At 41.7% G+C, this 17,518-nt stretch carries 12 protein-coding genes and 1 pseudogene; 11 read left to right on the forward strand and 2 right to left on the reverse strand.

The genetic code is table 11. The features are described 5' to 3' along the window. Nucleotides 1–76 precede the first annotated feature (76 nt). The 6 genes and pseudogenes from FS373_RS09715 (at nucleotide 77) to FS373_RS09735 (ending at nucleotide 9,904) form a co-directional block, all read left to right on the forward strand. Nucleotides 77–4,633, forward strand: a complete 4,557-nt coding sequence (locus FS373_RS09715) for a biotin carboxylase N-terminal domain-containing protein (protein ID WP_144048806.1) — start codon at nucleotides 77–79, stop codon at nucleotides 4,631–4,633. Nucleotides 4,634–4,899: 266 nt separating this feature from the next. After that, a pseudogene (locus tag FS373_RS31895) lies at nucleotides 4,900–5,301 on the forward strand (ATP-dependent zinc protease); the annotation flags it as partial. A 66-nt stretch (nucleotides 5,302–5,367) separates the two neighbouring features. Then, nucleotides 5,368–6,294, forward strand: coding sequence for a 30S ribosomal protein S6--L-glutamate ligase (gene rimK, locus FS373_RS09720; RefSeq protein ID WP_227992701.1), 927 nt, complete (start codon nucleotides 5,368–5,370; stop codon nucleotides 6,292–6,294). A gap of 190 nt (nucleotides 6,295–6,484) precedes the next feature. After that, nucleotides 6,485–7,834: a hypothetical protein gene (locus FS373_RS09725; protein ID WP_152829349.1), complete on the forward strand. Its 1,350-nt coding sequence runs from the start codon at nucleotides 6,485–6,487 to the stop codon at nucleotides 7,832–7,834. Further along, entirely contained in the window at nucleotides 7,831–8,256 is a 426-nt protein-coding gene (locus tag FS373_RS09730) for a hypothetical protein (RefSeq protein ID WP_144044928.1), read from the forward strand. Before FS373_RS09725 ends, FS373_RS09730 begins: the two co-directional genes overlap by 4 nt. Beyond that, on the forward strand, nucleotides 8,243–9,904 hold the full coding sequence (locus tag FS373_RS09735) for a diguanylate cyclase domain-containing protein (RefSeq protein ID WP_144044929.1): 1,662 nt from the start codon (nucleotides 8,243–8,245) through the stop codon (nucleotides 9,902–9,904). Before FS373_RS09730 ends, FS373_RS09735 begins: the two co-directional genes overlap by 14 nt. A gap of 58 nt (nucleotides 9,905–9,962) precedes the next feature. Here the strand turns inward: FS373_RS09735 and FS373_RS09740 are convergent, their stop codons facing one another. Further along, nucleotides 9,963–10,223, reverse strand: a complete 261-nt coding sequence (locus tag FS373_RS09740; RefSeq protein WP_144044930.1) for a DUF5062 family protein — start codon at nucleotides 10,221–10,223, stop codon at nucleotides 9,963–9,965. Nucleotides 10,224–10,609: 386 nt separating this feature from the next. Here FS373_RS09740 and FS373_RS09745 point away from each other — a divergent pair, with 386 nt between their 5' ends. Then, nucleotides 10,610–11,266: a Qnr family pentapeptide repeat protein gene (locus tag FS373_RS09745; RefSeq protein ID WP_152829350.1), complete on the forward strand. Its 657-nt coding sequence runs from the start codon at nucleotides 10,610–10,612 to the stop codon at nucleotides 11,264–11,266. 319 nt (nucleotides 11,267–11,585) lie between these two features. Here the strand turns inward: FS373_RS09745 and FS373_RS09750 are convergent, their stop codons facing one another. Then, nucleotides 11,586–12,497, reverse strand: coding sequence for a hypothetical protein (locus FS373_RS09750; protein ID WP_144044932.1), 912 nt, complete (start codon nucleotides 12,495–12,497; stop codon nucleotides 11,586–11,588). Between the two features lie 237 nt (nucleotides 12,498–12,734). Here FS373_RS09750 and FS373_RS09755 point away from each other — a divergent pair, with 237 nt between their 5' ends. From FS373_RS09755 to FS373_RS09770, 4 genes are all read left to right on the forward strand, one after another. Next, on the forward strand, nucleotides 12,735–13,328 hold the full coding sequence (locus FS373_RS09755) for a hypothetical protein (protein WP_144044933.1): 594 nt from the start codon (nucleotides 12,735–12,737) through the stop codon (nucleotides 13,326–13,328). Nucleotides 13,329–13,368: 40 nt separating this feature from the next. Next, entirely contained in the window at nucleotides 13,369–13,968 is a 600-nt protein-coding gene (locus FS373_RS09760; RefSeq protein ID WP_144044934.1) for a hypothetical protein, read from the forward strand. A 217-nt stretch (nucleotides 13,969–14,185) separates the two neighbouring features. Continuing rightward, entirely contained in the window at nucleotides 14,186–14,707 is a 522-nt protein-coding gene (locus tag FS373_RS09765) for a hypothetical protein (RefSeq protein WP_152829351.1), read from the forward strand. Between the two features lie 13 nt (nucleotides 14,708–14,720). Continuing rightward, complete coding sequence (locus FS373_RS09770) at nucleotides 14,721–17,516, forward strand: CS1-pili formation C-terminal domain-containing protein (RefSeq protein WP_152829352.1); 2,796 nt, start codon at nucleotides 14,721–14,723, stop codon at nucleotides 17,514–17,516. The last annotated feature ends 2 nt before the right edge of the window (nucleotides 17,517–17,518 follow it).

Below are 17,518 nucleotides of genomic sequence, written 5' to 3' on the forward strand. Positions count from 1 at the left end.
GTTTAATGGTATTTGACACCTTAACAAAGTTATATTTACTCGCTAAAAATTTTAGAGGCTAAGCAGAGGATCAATGATGACCAGCAAAAATCAGCCCACAAACAAGACTCAGGCTCAATCTGCCGACCCGCTTTTTCTGAAAGCAGAACATCTGGCACAAGACTTTTCACTGTTTCCTGAACACAGTAAACAGAGCCTAGCCGAAGAGATCAAGGGTCTCTTGGGTGAAGATACTATTCAAGCGAACTTAAAAGAGTTAGAGCAACTCGATGTAGATGGCTATGTCACTAAGGTGATTCAACCGACATTAGATAAAAACCGCGCCGGTGCTAAGCGTGTGATTGCCGATCTTAAAGGCAAGCTCATTGCTGAAAACCATCAAGGGCCTTTTTATAGTGCCGAGATCGAATTGAACTTCGGTACTCGCACTCGCCGTATCGGTTTTATTGCACAAGAACGTACCACTAATAATGGTGCCTGGATGCCAGAGCATCACTTGGCGGCGTGTAAGGCAATTCGCAAGTTTGCAGAACTGTCTATGCCTATCATCTATCTTATCGACACCCCTGGTGCCGATGCGGGTGAAGTGGCTAACAGTCAGAACCAGGCCCACAGCATCTCGAAGGCAATTGCCGAGAGTGCTAATGTCGATGTGCCTACCGTAGGCATAGTGATCGGTGCCGGTTACTCGGGTGGTGCGATTCCACTTGCTTCGGCTAACATCTTATTGTCACTGCGTGATGGTATCTTCAATACCATTCAACCTCAGGGCCTGCAAAGCATCGCCCGTAAGTACAATTTGTCTTGGCAAGAATGTGCTAAATCGGTAGGTGTTGCACCTGAAGAGCTATATACCTCAGGTTGTATCGACGGCATTATCGACTTTTCTCCGGCGGACAAAGATGAGCGTCAGCATAATCTTCGCCGCGCTATCATCAGCAGTATCGAAGCCGTTGAAAATGCCGCCGTGCAGTTTGTGAGAGAATCTAAAGACTTGCGTGAGCATTATGATCGCAGTTTGACTCGTTTCTTGAATCCGACTAAAAACCTGGAAGCCCTTGAGCACCACGCAGAGCTTGCGGTGGCTAACAACCCTACAATGCATCTTAACTTGTTTGGTAGCTCATACCGTTACCTGCGTTACCTGACGCTGCGTAGCCGTATTCAGTCTATATCTCAAGAGCAGTATGGTCGTCTGTCTAAGGTGAGCGTGCCTGAAGGTGATCTGCTCGCGCGTATTCAGCAAGAGCAGGACCGCGTGTTCCAGTCTTGGTTATCTAACCCTGATAAACTGGTTTATGACGAAGAGCTAAACAAACTTTGGGGGAACTTCACCGCTAAGCGTGATGAGGTTTCTACCGAGCGTAACATGCTGACTCGTTTGATTTTAGGTGAGCCGAAAGAGAACTATAAGAAGGCCCGTAAGGCGCTTATCTTTAACATCAGTTGGTCTCTGTTCCACCGTTGGAAAGGCAATGCTGAGAACAACTTCAAAGGCTTGATTCAGTATTTGGAGACACTTCCATCTGAAGTGACTCAGGCAGATTGGCCTGAGGTTAACAAGCTAACAGTGCTGGATGTGGTTGTTCATGACGAATTACGCGAAGACTTTATCTGGCAGTGTCACAACATCCTTATCTTCAACGCGCTGTATGACAATGTCGTTGGCAACTTAGCCTCTATCGCTAAAGAAGCCATGATGTCTAAGAGCTTGTCACGTGCATCGGTTGATAACCTGCTACACAGCTCAATTGACCGCGCTTTATCGACTCAAGATACGGCCAACGATAAGAGTAAATTCTACAAGTGGCTCAAATACTTCATGAGTCAGTCGAATCGAGCAGAGCTACTGACTAAGACTGAGCAGTGGAAGAGTGTTGGTTTCCCACAGCTAAACGACAGTCTGTTCGTGATCCTGACTTACTTCTTCGAACGTCTGCTACCTGAGTATTTCGATAGTGAAGAGGAAAGTGGTGAATACACAGGTGCAATCAACCCTGTACGTATCGGTCGCCGCAAAGATTTCTGGAACCGTCTCACCATGGGCTATCAGGATCTCTTGATCCAGAAAGTACTACGTGATGATAAGCGTGCCGGTAAGATGGGCTGGGAGAGCGTGATCGGCAAGTTTTTCACCGATTTCGATGAGATCAATGGCGATAAGATGTCTGCCAACTTGCTCAACTTCCCGGGATTCCGTCTCTCCATCGAAGATGCACTGGATAAAGGCATTCGTCCTTGTGGTCTTATCACAGGTATGGCGGATTTCGAGCGTAACGGTCAACAGATGCGTGTTGGTGTTGCGGTATCAAACACGGCCTTCCAGGCGGGTGCCTTCGATATGGCCAGCGCCGAGAAATTCAGTGCACTATTGATCGAGTGTGCTAAGCGTAAGCTTCCTGTCATCTGTTTTATCAGCTCAAGTGGTATGCAGACTAAAGAAGGCGCGGCTGCACTCTTCTCTATGGCTGTGGTCAATGATCGTATTACTCGCTTCATTCGTGATAACGAGCTACCTGTACTCATGTTCGGTTATGGTGACTGTACCGGTGGTGCTCAGGCGAGTTTCGTGACTCATCCATTAGTGCAAACCTATTACCTATCGGGTACTAATATGCCGTTTGCGGGTCAGATGGTTGTTCCGGCTTATTTGCCGTCTACAGCGACGCTGTCTAACTATCTGTCGAAAGTGCCTGGTGCGATGAATGCCTTGGTGATAAATCCATTCAGCGACACCATCGACGACCAACTGAGCAGTATCGATCCTCTGATGCCTAAGCCAACGGCTAAGATCGAGGATGTGATTGCTAATGCACTATCTACCTTAGTTCCTGAGATGATGGCTGCCGATGAAGAGATAGTTCAGGATGATCCTCGTGAACTCATGAAGCCTATCAAGAAGGTATTGATTCATGCTCGTGGTTGTACCGCGGTTAAGCTAATTCGTAAGGCCCATGATAACGGCATCGATGTTGTTTTAGTGGCATCGGATCCAGATATGAATTCGGTACCTGCCGATATGCTTAAAGGCAACGACAAACTTGTCTGTATCGGTGGTAACACCTCAGATGAGAGTTACCTCAACGCATATTCTGTGCTTAAAGTGGCCGAATATGAAAATGTCGATGCCCTGCATCCTGGTATCGGTTTCCTATCTGAAAGCCCTCAATTTGCCGCGCTTTGTGTCAATAATGGCGTAAACTTCGTCGGACCGAGTGTTCACAGCATGACGACCATGGGTAACAAGTCTAATGCGATTAAGACGTCCCAGGACAATGGTGTTCCTGTCGTTCCAGGTAGTCACGGTATCTTGAGTAATGCAGAGCAGGCGGTAAACGTTGCAAATGAAATCGGCTATCCGGTTCTGCTTAAAGCGGTACAAGGTGGTGGCGGTAAAGGTATTCAGGTCGTTGAGCGTCAAGGGGACATGATCAGCCTGTTCCAACAGACTGCTACCGAAGCGGCTGCGGCGTTTGGTAATGGCGACCTCTACCTGGAGAAGTATGTCACTTCACTGCGTCACATCGAAGTACAGCTTCTGCGTGATAAGTTTGGTAATACTAAGGTATTGGGTATCCGTGACTGTTCAGTTCAGCGTAATAACCAGAAGGTTGTCGAAGAGTCTGGTTCGACCATGCTGCCACCTGAGCTGAAAGAGAAGGTACTTCAATATACTCTCGATCTAGGTAATGCGACGGATTACATGGGCGCAGGTACGGTCGAATTTATCTATAACTTAGATACTAACGAAGTCTACTTCATGGAGATGAACACTCGTCTGCAGGTTGAGCATCCAGTTACCGAGGCGACATCAGGTATCGATATCGTTAGTGCAGGTTTCGATATTGCTGCGGGTCGCTCGATCGAAGACCTGAAACCACAGGATAAGGGTTACGCCATTGAAGTTCGTGTCACTGCCGAGAAGGCCGCACTGGACAATCATGGTGTGCTTCAGTTGCTTCCTCATCCTGGTATGATCACCGAATACGTGATGCCTGAGCGTGATGACATAGAGATCATCTCTATCGCAGAGGCGGGTAAAGAGGTTTCACCTTACTATGACAGCTTGATCGCACAGATAATCTGCCGTGGTGAGAGTCGTGAAGATGTGATTAATAAGCTGCACGATTACCTCGCCGACCATGTGGTCATTAAGGGGATTGCGACTAACATTCCGCTACTGACTCGTATCTTGAAAGATGGCACCTTCAACGAAGGTGTATACGACACTAACTACTTGCCTCGTCTGATGGCCGAGTTAGATGTACCTGAATTGATTGCCGAGATGGAAGCCGCTGCGGAAACTGTCGGCGTCGATACCGCTTCACTGCGCGTAGGTGAGAGTAACGAGCTGAAAGTGATGGCACAAGGAGCCGGTATCTTCTACACCTCTCCAGCGCCAGGTGAAGCTGATTTCGTTAAAGAAGGTGACATAGTGACTGTGGGCCAGACTTTAGCGCTTACAGAAGCGATGAAGATGTTCTCACAGCTTAGCTTAGCTGGTTATAATCGTCCAGATGCGGTGCTGTATCCTGAAGATAAGAAATATCGTATCGAGCGTGTTCTTAACAGCAATGGTCAGCAGGTGTCTCAAGGTGACCTTCTGTTTGTAGTATCGCCTGTCGAGAGTTAATTCTTTATTGCGCACTGCAATGCATGCGCTTTAATCGCAATTAAAATATTGATCCCCGTCACATGTGATGGGGATTTTTTTATGTCCTTTTTTATTACCTCAGTAATAGATTATTTAATCTAATCAATTACTCTTGGTTTAATGAGTGCTGATTCATGCATCGCATTGATTAATAATGATTTTGTTTCATTAGAATATATATCTTTGAGATGTGACAGAACGGGTGTACTTTCGTTTTTTCTAACCTATTTATGAAGCAAAAATAGATGACTAATAAAATCATTGTTGGCAGTGAAGAGTGGTGCTCTTTACCTGGGCTAGGTATCAAGGCGGTTAAGGCTCGTGTTGACTCCGGGGCTACAACATCCTCCATTCACGCAATCAATATTAAGACTTTTAAGCGTAATGGAAGCACTTGGGTCAGTTATGAAGTCCACCCAATTCAGGGCAGCCGAAAGGTGACCTTACTCTGTGAGTCTAAGCTAATCGATCGCCGGGTTATTAAGAGTTCCAATGGTGAAACTGAGAGACGCTACGTTATCCGTGAACAACTGCAGCTTGGCAATCAAAGCTGGGATGTGGATCTGACCTTATCAAATCGCGCCAATATGGGCTTTAGAATGCTCTTAGGTCGAGAGGCCATGGGGCAGAAGATCTTGGTTGACCCTTCGGCTAACTTTAATTTTGGTGACTATACCGAAGATGAAACCAACCTCTTATACGGTAATAAAAATATGCCGAGTACAGGCCTCAAAATTGGCTTGCTTGCCAGTAATCCTAACTTGTATAGCAATCGTCGTATTATGGAGGCGGGTCAACAGCGTGGTCATGAGATGTTTTTCTATAACATACAGCAATGTTATATGAAGCTGGATGCCTCAGAGCCTGAAGTACATTACCGAGGCGGCAGGATCCTCAATGACCTTGATGCGGTTATTCCCAGAATTCGTCCTAGCATGACCTTCTATGGTTGCGCCTTGACGCGTCACTTCGAGAGCCTGGGGGTCATGGCATTGAATAATTCGGCAGCGATCACTCAGTCGCGAGACAAGTTGTTCTCTCTGCAGTTATTGCAGAAAAATAACTTAGCGATACCCACCAGTGGTTTTGCTAATTCGCCGGCGGATACCACGGATTTAATCGATATGGTCGGTGGGGCGCCGTTAATAGTTAAACTGCTCGAAGGAACTCAAGGTAAAGGTGTTGTTCTGGCCGAGACCCGAAAGGCTGCAGAGAGTGTGATCAATGCGTTTAAATCCTTGAAGGCTAACCTGTTGGTTCAGGAGTTTATCAAGGAGGCCCAGGGCAAAGATCTGCGCTGTTTCGTGATTGACGGCAAGATTGTCGCGTCGATAGAGCGCACCGCCGCGCCGGGTGAGTTCAGGGCGAACATCCATCAGGGCGGCACAGCTTCTATCGTGCAAATCAGCCCTGAAGAGAAGAAGTTAGCGATCAAGGCGGCTAAAACCATGGGTCTTCAGGTTGCAGGCGTCGACATTATTCGCTCGAGCAAGGGACCTCTGTTGCTGGAAATTAACTCATCGCCAGGCTTAGAGGGCATAGAAGCGGCAACTGGCATAGATGTCGCCAGCGCCATGATTGACTCCATAGAGAAAAAGCTGGGCTGGAAGCGAGTATCATTAGAGGATGCTCAAGCCTAAAGCCTCTTTATACCCAGATTAGTCCCGCTACGGTGACTAATCTGGAATTAAAAGTTCACTGCTTCATTTCTTATTAGTCAAGAACCTCAACCCTCAAATACTTAAGACTATTTATAACGAGTACATTGTAGATTCAGCAATAACTGTTCTACTTTTAAATAGGGCTCCTCTATGCCCGTTTAAGGTCGCTATGCCTGAAAAAATAACTAAGAAGCTAAATGGGATCGCAGACAAGATTGTCGATAATTCACCTTGGGTCATAGGTGGAACCGTTCTGCTGTTATTAGTTTATCTTAGTGTGGTGGGCCAGGCTCAAGCCCGTATCCATGATCATCCGGAGCAGTCTGAGTTCAACTTGAGCCTCAGTGGCTTCGGTACCTTAGGTGTAGTGAGAAGATCCAGCGATGAGCTTTATTTTCATCGCGAACTCAGCATGAATGCCAGTGATTCCGAGTACTCCTTTAAACCAGACAGCTTATTGGGCCTACAAGTCAATGTGGACTTTACAGAGAGCCTGGATGCCATCGCTCAAGTGGTGCTAAAGGACAGGGCGAGTGATACTGTTCTGGATAGCCTAGAGTTGATGTTTCTGCGCTATCGACCAAATCGTGATTGGGCAATCAGGCTGGGGAGGACCAGCACAGATCTCTATATGCTGTCGGAATACAGAAACGTCAGCTATGCCTATCTTTGGTCTAGGCCTATTCCTGAGTTTTATGCTATCACCTCATCTATCGCGAAAATTGATGGTGTCGACATTAGTTATACCCATGAACTCGGCGGAGGGAGTTGGGAAACTAAGCTGGCCTACGGCATTACGCACTCAGTGCTGGCTGTGGAGGCTGGTCTTTTTGATGTCAACCTCAAAAATGTCTTTGCGCTTACTTCCATCTATACGTGGGAAAACTGGATATTTCGACTCGCTGCCGCTTCGGTTGAGGTGGATGAATTGGAGTTTCAGACCAATGAATTGGTCGAGGGGCTTAATCTTGTGCCTGATACCTTATGGCCAGAAGCTGGTGTGCTGGCACAGAACATAGATGGACCGGGTCAGAAGTTACAATATTATACGCTGGGCTTGCAATATGATCATATGAATTGGGTAATTCAATCGGAGCTTGGTTATATCAACTCTGATTGGGGGATAACACAATCTTTCTATAATGGCTACTTGAGTGTGGGTTATCGTGTCGATGAGATGACATTCTATGGCGTACTGGCCCATATCGATAATTCTGAAGAACCCACTCGCTATGTTTCACCGCTATTACCTGATCACCTGCCCCTTGAGCTCTCTGGAAGAATCAAGACCTTGTATGAAGGGGCCGTGGAGGCACTTAGTGCTAGCCAGATAGAACAGACGACCTTCAGTTTAGGGATGAGGTGGGATCTCTATCCCAATACCTGTGTGAAATTTCAATGGGATCATACCTGGGTCGATAGTAGAGGTACGGCCTTGTGGACTCAGGCTCAGGAACAAATTGGAGATGCTGAGGTCGATCTCTTGTCACTTAACTTCAACTTTATCTTTAACCTATGAAGTATTGGGTAGGATTACTCATCTTGATGCTCACTCAGCCCATTCGAGCCGAAGGCGAGCTGCTGGTGGTGGTTAGCCGTGAGAGTCGTGTCGATTCATTGACCAAGAGCGAAGTGGTGGATCTGTTTATGGGGCGGTATGTGAATTTTCCTAATGGTGATAAGGCCAAGGTGTTCGATCTCGCGCCGAAATCTGAGATCAAAGGATTATTTTATCAAAGGTTGGTGAACCGAACCGAGGCGCAAATCGATGCCTATTGGGCTAGGTTACTATTCTCCGGCCGTAACACTCCCCCTAAAAAAACCGAGTCTCCGGGCCAATTAATTCATGAGATTATGAGCTCGAGCCATGCTATAGGCTATATTTCTAGTCAGGACTTAACAGACTCATTAAAAGTGGTATATAGATTTGAGGCGCTTTAGGCATCAGCTGTATTTTAAGGTTGCACTCGCCATTGCGCTGAGTGTGGCCCTAGTTGCTGTGCTGAGTTCATACTTTTTCTATTTTGAAGAGATCGAAAGAAATGAGCAGGCTTCGAGGGAGTATGTGGATCAGTTGTCCAGAACCATAGAGAAGACGGCATCTATTGCCGTGTATGTACAGGACTCGGTGTTAGCCAGGGAGATTATCGATGGCTTGGCGATTAATGATGTAGTTTCCGAAGCTGAATTGATCAGTGAACCAGGCTTTTCTGTGTATTCCGGTGAGAAAAGGCTCATCGGCAGGGAGGGACTCTCGACTCTTATCCTGTACAACCCTTTCTCTGAAGATGAGGTGATAGGCCAACTTAAAATACTGCCTAATGAGGCATTTATTCATCATAATGCCAAGGATGCCGCCGTAAATCAGGCCCGTATGTTGGCATTATTAACTGTTGTTACAGCAATTCTTGTGTCTTTTATTGTCCATAAGGCGCTAACTTCTCCGTTAAATAGGATCACTAATAAGTTTGAAGAGATAATACCTGGCCAGGACAGTCATATTTCAGTACCTAGGTTCCATCAAAAAGATGAGATAGGCCGCCTGGTTAGTGGGATTAACACTCTGGTCTCATCTCTGAATCAGTCTATAGACTCGGAACGTAATTTGAGAGAAAAGACCGAAGTTTTGGAGAAGAAGTTCAGACTTATCTTCGAACAAGCCAGTGCAGGTATCTGCTTAATTGATAGTGATAACTTGTTGCTCACAGCTAATCCTGCCTTTGAGCGAATTATCTATAAATCACATTCCATCAAAGATGCTATAGGTCTAAGACTCACTGATTGGTTTTACAATAAACAACAATTAGAGAGTTTTCTTGCTGATATCAGACAGAGTCATCATTTAGATACGGTTGCACTGGATCTGAAGATGAAGACCTTGCCTGGCTCGTCAGATTGCTGGGTACATTGTCTATTTTCAAAGGTTTTAGATGAAGGAAAGCAGAGCAGCCTGATGATAGAAGTGCTGATGTACGATGTTACTGAGCGCACAGAGAGGGAGATCAATACTCGCTTCGAAGCCGATCATGATGGCTTAACTCATCTTAAGAACAGGAGGGCCGGAAGACGCGCATTGATCGAGTTATTTGATCGTGCCAAAGAAAATGACAAGATTGCCGTGATCATGAATATCGATCTGGATAATTTTAAGAGGATAAATGATGTTCGTGGTCATGAAGCTGGCGATCTTGTGCTGATCGAGGTTGGTCTCCGCATGATGGCCGTGTTTAGAAACGATGATCTCTGTATTCGCTGGGGAGGCGATGAGTTTGTCGTAGGTTGTTATTTCGATAACGCCCGATTCGAGGAACGCTGCCTACCAGCGATTGAGAAGCTGGCTTCTGAACTCAGGTGTGCGTTAAATCAAGATGTGAAGCTGAGGTGTGGCGAAGATATTAACATAGGCGGTAGCATAGGCATCGCTATGTATCCACAGCATGGGAGAGATCTGGAGTCTGTGTTGAAGGCCGCCGATAGTGCTATGTATATTTCGAAGCAGAGAGGGCGAAATCAATATAGCATCTTCGATCCTAAACTTATGATTGAGTCTGATTCTTGTCCTAGGAACGACCCAGAGACTAAATCTTAGTTAGGGAGCAAAATGAGCAAGATGCTATCGATAAATGAGTTGAGATAGTGTGTAGTGACTAGTTTAACAGTTCATGATTTTCGGGGAGCTGCCTACTAATCCATAAAACCAATTTGTGTTTCATATTTGGCCCGTCTTCTTTATCGACTGCTAATGGTTGAATGAGCTTATCGGTAACGAGTAGACGATAGATACATTCGACTTTATCTTTTGGTGAAATTCCTTTGCCGAAATCGTCAAAACCACGCTTCTTAGCATAGCCTACGCCTATTTCCATGGCGAGTTTTAGCAGTTGTGGGTCATGTTTACCTTGCTTCATATGAGGTCTCTCAAAAGGTGTATTGGTCTTTTAATCAAATTACCTGAATTGAATGATATAGCAAGGAGTGGTTTCACGTTTAAACGCCTAGGGTCTAGTTCCTAGAATCTAGGAACTTCTATCTTTTAAACCTGCATTTCATCTTGTCTTCGATCTCCTATGCTCGACTCTCTGTAAGCTCTTAGGTTGAGTTAAACTTTTTTCTTGGTTTCAGCATATTCTCAATAAATTTCAACTAGGTCTACAGACCTGTTTGAGGCCTTAAAGCTGCCAATTCAGCTGCTTTTAACCTGTTGTTTTTGTTGGGTTTATTTTTGTTGGTTTCTTAGCTTGCGAATGTTAGCCTTCAGTTCGGGTAACTGGTTTGATGTAGCAAGAGGCGTTAATTGAATAGAAAAAATGAGGTGTTCGAAGGGGTCAACTTTAGTCATCAGGACATAAGAAATTCACATTTTGAGCAGTGTAAATTTTATAACTGTAATTTTAACCATACAAATTTCAGTGACAGTCATTTTGTTAACTGCTCATTTATAGAGCAAGGTGCTGTGAGTGGTTGTGGTTTTGAGTACGCTAATTTACAAGATGCGAGCTTTAAAGATTGTCAGTTATCTATGGTTAATTTCAAAGGTGCTAATTGCTTCGGTGCCGAATTTAGGAACTGTGACTTGAAAGGGGCTAACTTTCTCAAGACACGTTTTGCCAATCAGATAAGCAGACAAGTGTATTTTTGCTCTTTGTATATGACGGGGTGCAACTTGTCATATGCCAATTTTGAGCGGCAATGTATAGAAAAGTGCGATCTATTTGAAAACAAATGGACAGGTGCAAATCTGTATGGGGCTTCGTTTAAAGGCTCTGATTTGAGCAGGGGTGAGTTTTCCAGTGACGCTTGGGGTCAGTTTAATCTAAGGGAGTGCGATCTTTCCCATACTGAGCTTTCTGGTTTAGATCCGAGAAAGGTGGATCTGAGCGGCGTTAAAATCTGCATGTGGCAGCAGGAACAGTTACTCGAGCCGCTTGGATTGATTGTTGGACCTGACTAGCCTATTGATTCGAGAAATTATTCTCGAATCAATATTGTTGTCCCAGCAGATGGCTGAAACAGTGCAAATGACTTATAGAATATCTGTCAAGGGACTGTTTCATTTGGTAATAGATTCGACAGAATTAAAGGTTTTGGCGAGGTTGACCTGTTTAGCATTCATGCCAGCCAGTCCTCGTTAGAGTCTCCTGCATGCAGACCCGATGACAAAAGACATTGTTCATCAAGTGTTCACGATAACTATCGCTTAAATATCAACAGATTTACTATGTTCTGTCTGTTTTTAATACAGATGGGGCTGTAGCAAACATTGTAGTGGTCTATTCGCATGGAACTAAAATGGGAATGGTGAGATGCTGTTTTAACTTCAGATAACTTAAGTAAGTTCGTTGAATCTGAAGAAATATAAAGGGAGAAGCTAACAATTGTTTTAAATTGAATTGGACAATATAAACATTACCGACAAAGCGAGACTCTTGCACCGACAATAGCTGAGTTCCTCCCATTTGCTCCCAAAAAGTCAGAAAATCTGCCCTTCGGGTTGCTACGTAACATTCTTCAATATCCCAATAGCTGTCTACAAGATGGTTAAATAGATGCCCAATAAGTGATTCGAAATAATTTCGGCAGGAAAAATGTCCTACATTAATGACAATGGAATTAGCTGTAGGCTGCGTGGGTAATTTTTTCTTGAAATAACGGGAGAATGTTGTCATATCTTTAACAAATCCGAGATGGGATACAATTTGAACACCCTGTTTGATCGTAAATACACAATTTTGTGAGATCACATTATTTTGATCAAGTTTTGAATAAATAAACCTGTACGCTTCCATATGCTTATAAAAAACACCAAATAATTTCCTATGTGTCTCAGTAGTAAGATTTAACATTGACAATGTAGCAGGTCCGTTATCAATTGATAAATATCCAATGCGAGCGTATGAAGTTTCGAGCTTATTAAATAATGTGTCGTACGTTTTCAAAAACACCTTTGTTATCTTTGGGTGATCAATATGTTGAATAAAATAACTTAAATCTCTTTCAAAATGTTTAGATATTAACAATTGTTTCTTGTAAGATGGAGTTGTTTTATTGTTGCACCATCGACTTAGGGTTATGGCATCTAGGCCTGAAAATATGGAGTGGGATGACTGAAGTTGGGATAGAAGCTCTATCTGACGAATGCCATTTTTTTTAAATACATGTTGCAAATACTGATGAAATATCATTCCGTTCTCATTTCACTCCAAAATATAAGCGCTTATATTACTCATAATGTTTAGTTCAAAATAGAGTGAATATAATTGTTAGCATGTTTTGAATTATAAAAAATAAGTGCTAATTATCTAGTTTATATATCCGATATAATAAATGAACCTACGAAGTTTAGACTGGATAGGTTAAATATTAATGTTCTTACCATTAGGTAAATAACAAAACTAAACGTGCAAATAAAGGTTTATTAGATGAAAAAAGTTATTGTCTCTGCAGCTATCACTTCTCTGTTTTCTTTATCAGCAGTGGCTGCAGATCCAACGCCTGGTACGGTTGATTCAACCAGTGCAACTATTGAATGGACAGCAGATATACCGGTAATTGTACCTGGCCAGTACATCACACTTACTGGTGCTAACCGTGGACCAGTAAAAGCTGGAGTTCTTGATATCAATGCGGATGGTACTTTCTCTTCTAGCTCTATAGCGCTAGAAGTTCGTTATTATGATGAAGAATCAGACACCGTTGGTGACGGAGTCTTGGTTGGTGAAAATACTGCTGGTGGTGCTTCAAATGCAGAATCTATCACCTACTCAGTGAATTCAGTTGCATTTACATCTGCTCAGAATATTGATCTATCTGCTACTACTGCACAAATTTTTATGAATGATGTTGCAGTTGATTCTAATAAAGACTTGGCAGCATCTGGAGCAGAGTCTTGGAAAACAAACTGGAAGATTCAGAATGGAATAGGATCAAGTATACAAGATGTTGTCGCTGGTGATACTGTTACTGCAACAACTGTCGTATTTGCACAAGTCTCTTTTGTAGAACCAGCCGTATAAATGATATGAATATATGGCTGAATTAAATAGGAGTTACAAGATGAAAAAACTCATAATATTTACAGCCATAACTTCATTATTTTCTTTACCCACAACAGCTGATACCGTAATGGCTGACTCTGTTACTGAAACGACAGACTCAAGCAGTGCGGCAATTCAGTGGGTAGCCAATATCCCTGTAGTTGTACCAGGTGAATTTATTACATTTACCGGTGCTAATTCCGGCCCAATAAAAGATGGTATGCTTGATATCCAAGCCAATGGCAAATTTTCTTCCACCCCAGTGTTACTAGAACTTCGTTATTATGACGATAAAACAGGCGATATTGGAACTGGAGTGATTGTTGGTGAGGATGCATCAGGCTTAGGACTTGTGAAGGCAAATACAATCACTTATAGAGTGAGTACAGTTCAATTGACCTCTAAGCTGGATAACGATTTATCAGGTACTCAGGCACAAGTTTTGATGAATAACTCACCAGTTTCGTCTAACGTTGATATAGTGGAAACTGATGCTGATTCTTGGAAGACCAGCTGGTCTATTAAGAATAAGCTGGGTTCAGGTATAGAAGATGCAGTTGCTGGAGATACGGTGACTGCAACAACAGTGGTATATGCAGATGTAATTTTCGCTCATTAATAGTTACATAGATAAATATGGGTGTGCACATAAAAACTAATTTTATTTATGAGCACCAATTCACTATTTCATTTATAGTTACTGGGAATAAAGCGGGCTTGGCCGCTTTATTTTATATGATATTAAATGGTAAGTAGAGGTTCTTGGGGGCTATCTACAAGTAACGTCTGTGTTTAATTAGGTCGATTTATATTTCAAGGTGTTCCTACATTTTTATATGAAATTTAAAACAATGTCTATTTCACTCTTGATACTGATGAGCAACTTATCATATTCAGCTGATGGAGTAGAGAAAAATATTTTCCTATATGCCCACATTAACAATGAAGAGTTTTACTCTTATAGTGTGACTAAGTTTGGTTTTAAGCAACCAGCCTTAGATATTGAATATAACCAAAGTGAAGAGAAGTTTATATCTAAGTCTACAAAGATTTTTATAAAGACAGATATTCCTGTTGGTTTTAGTGCTGGCTTTGAAATAACTCCTACAGTTTTAGAAAGTAGCTGTACTGATGTTGATGGTAGTATCGATGTAGAAGGGTTTGCGACATATTATATGGGGGGGCAAGTTCTATTTCTCGAAAAGCCAATTGTTTTTGATTCTTTTAATAATTCTAGTTCTCAGTTTTTAAGTGATACAAGAGAATTCTCTATCGAATTCGCTCCTACACCTGGGCTTGATGTGTGGAAATCTCGTTGCAAGGGAAGTGCAACTTTATATGTGGCTCTAAGTTTTTAGCGGAATATGACAGATGCTTAAATATTATTGTGTTCTACTATTATTTCTGACAGGAACAGCACATAGTCAATATGTCCCTAAAGGTTTTCAACATTTTTATGAATATGAAGAACGTACGGTGTTATTCACACTTCCTAACAATAATTATTATGAGGCAAAAGTCTATGCTAATTATTATTCAATTGATAAAATTGAAAATTTGGATGTTTTTTATGAAGCTCTGATGGATTCTGGAATAAAACAAGATCGAGTTGAAGAGGTTGTGGCAGCTATTTTAAGTGATGAGAACAATCCCAGCGAGGTTCAGTTTTTATATTCTTACGAAAATAATAGCTTACAGCTTAGTGTAAACTCAGATTTCATGAGTGAAGGTAAAGGGAAAGTATACTATACACAAATATCTCCAGATCCCAGTGCAGTTATCGTTAATAATCGTCTTTATACCAGTTATTATGATAAAGACTTTAATGCGACGTTAAATAACGGAACTATAATTGGTTTAGGTAAAGGCTATATAGAGACTGATGTGTCTTTATTTGCAAGTTCAGAAGGTCATACAAGCACAGATTTTGATGTCAACAACCTGAAGTATGAGTTTAACTTTGAAGGGCATTCTTTACAGTTAGGTTATTCATCATATAATGTAGTGAAAAATAACTCTACATCTCTTTTAGATTTTTCACGTAGTAAAAATAGTTATTACCTTAGTTTATCTTCGAGCGATAATCTATTGGCCATCAATGATTCTCAACAGAAGCAGTTATATTTTGACATAAAGAACTCGGGTACGATTGATGTTATACGAGATGGTAAAACCTTGTTTAGCCAGTCGTACCCTAAAGGGCAGCATTCAATCAGTTATGCTAAATTACCTAGGGGTAATTATGATGTTGAACTGAGGATCCGCGCAGATGGTTATGCTGAAGAAAGAATAATAAGACGAATAAGTAATAACATCAGTAAAACAAGTCACAAAGGCTATGACTATAATATCAGCTTACGCCAGTCTGAATATGATACTCAGCAAGGTGAAGATACTTTAGCGTATGCTGAAGTATCTATCACTAAATCTTTGTTGAACGATACACTCCTGCTAGGAACCAACAGTCGAAGCGATGGAGACTCTATTGATGTTGGTGCGGCTGCTATTTATTCAAATCCTAATTTAAGCGCTGCCATTTATTACAATAAACTGCCGGGTGGCATTTTTTATCAGTCTTCCTTGAGTTTGTTTGGCTTAAACTTAGATTATGAAATTCTAGATATTAATGGTGTAGATTCATTAAGTAATCTTGTGTCGGCGGTGTATGGTCAGCAATCCTACGATCAGATAGTCTTGTCGTATTCTTTTCCTATTGCGAGTGGCAGTGTAAGTATTTATGGTAGTAAATTACATCGTGATGCCGGCTCATTTAATCGCTATGATAATGATTTATACCGTAAGGATTCGATGTATAGGGATAATTATGATTATTCAATGGGTAATAATGATGACTATTTGTCTCCCGATGTTAGTGAGTATTATACCGGGGAGGTTGATAGTACTAATTTAGCCGTAAATTATCAAACGAATATATTTAATAATATATCATTAAATATCGGTTATTCATTATCAATGAGTGATCAAATTAGAAATAAACGAGACGGTATATTTTCATTAAATGTCTCAATTCCATTAGGAAACGATCATTTATCTTACTCTGGTGGCTATGAATCATCGGATCGTAGTAATGGAAGGATTACTAACACAATTAGCTATCATGAAAACGAGTTAGGATTATTTTCATCTGTTGACTCAAGCGGTGGGAGCTCTTTAAGTAACTACCTCGATGGAGAGCAATCTGAGACTAGTTTAAATGGAAATATTAGTTTAAACAGTGATGAGTTTTATGCTAGTGGATATGGGAATTATTCAAGCCAAGGGAATAGTAATTTATCCATGACTCTTGAATCAACATCAGTTATCTCGAGTGAAGGATTTTTTCAGTCTAAAGATTTTAATGATTCATATATTATTGTTAACAGTGATGATTTTTTAGATGGTATTGATGAAGATGAAAATATTGGGGTGCTAGGATTACAAGTTAACAATGGCCGATACATGGATAGAAATATCACTGGAGAAACAACATTAATTGGATTGGATTACTTTAAGAGCTATAAAATAAATTTAGATAATGAGATTAGTGGCTATTCATCACGAGATCGAGATAAATCTAAAACTGAGATGATGTTTTCCTACCCTGGCTCTGTGCATACAATTTCTAATGATGTTGAAGAGGTCACATCTTTTCTTAGTTATTTTGAAGATTTTAATAACAAATCATTAAATAATATTAAGTGTTTAGGTGAAGCTTGTATTTCTGTTAGCAAGGTAGGTGATGGGATTTATTCAATATCACTGATTAAAGAGCAACCTTTTAAAATGGTATCCAATGATCAGTTCTGTTTTGTAGGACCTGATGGCATACAAGGCCATCAAGCTAAAATAAAGTGTTTTCCAACTATTGAAACGACTGATGATGGTATGCAATTGGTTTCCTCTGGATTAGGAAAACAAGGTGATTATATCTACTACTTAGGTGCATTAGACGAGGATATCCCAGATAGAATTATTATAAGTTTGAAGAAGGCTAATATTGAATATATAGAGTATGAATTTGCACAAGAGACTCATTTATTTGTAAGGTTGAAAAGTATAAGTGAGAGGGAGGGGGAATTAATAACCCTTGTTCAAATGAATGTTATCAATGAATTACAGTCATACGTAAGCAATGATAGTGAAGACAATAACTTCGCACTTAAGTAGGT

This window comes from Shewanella sp. YLB-07, from assembly GCF_009377275.1.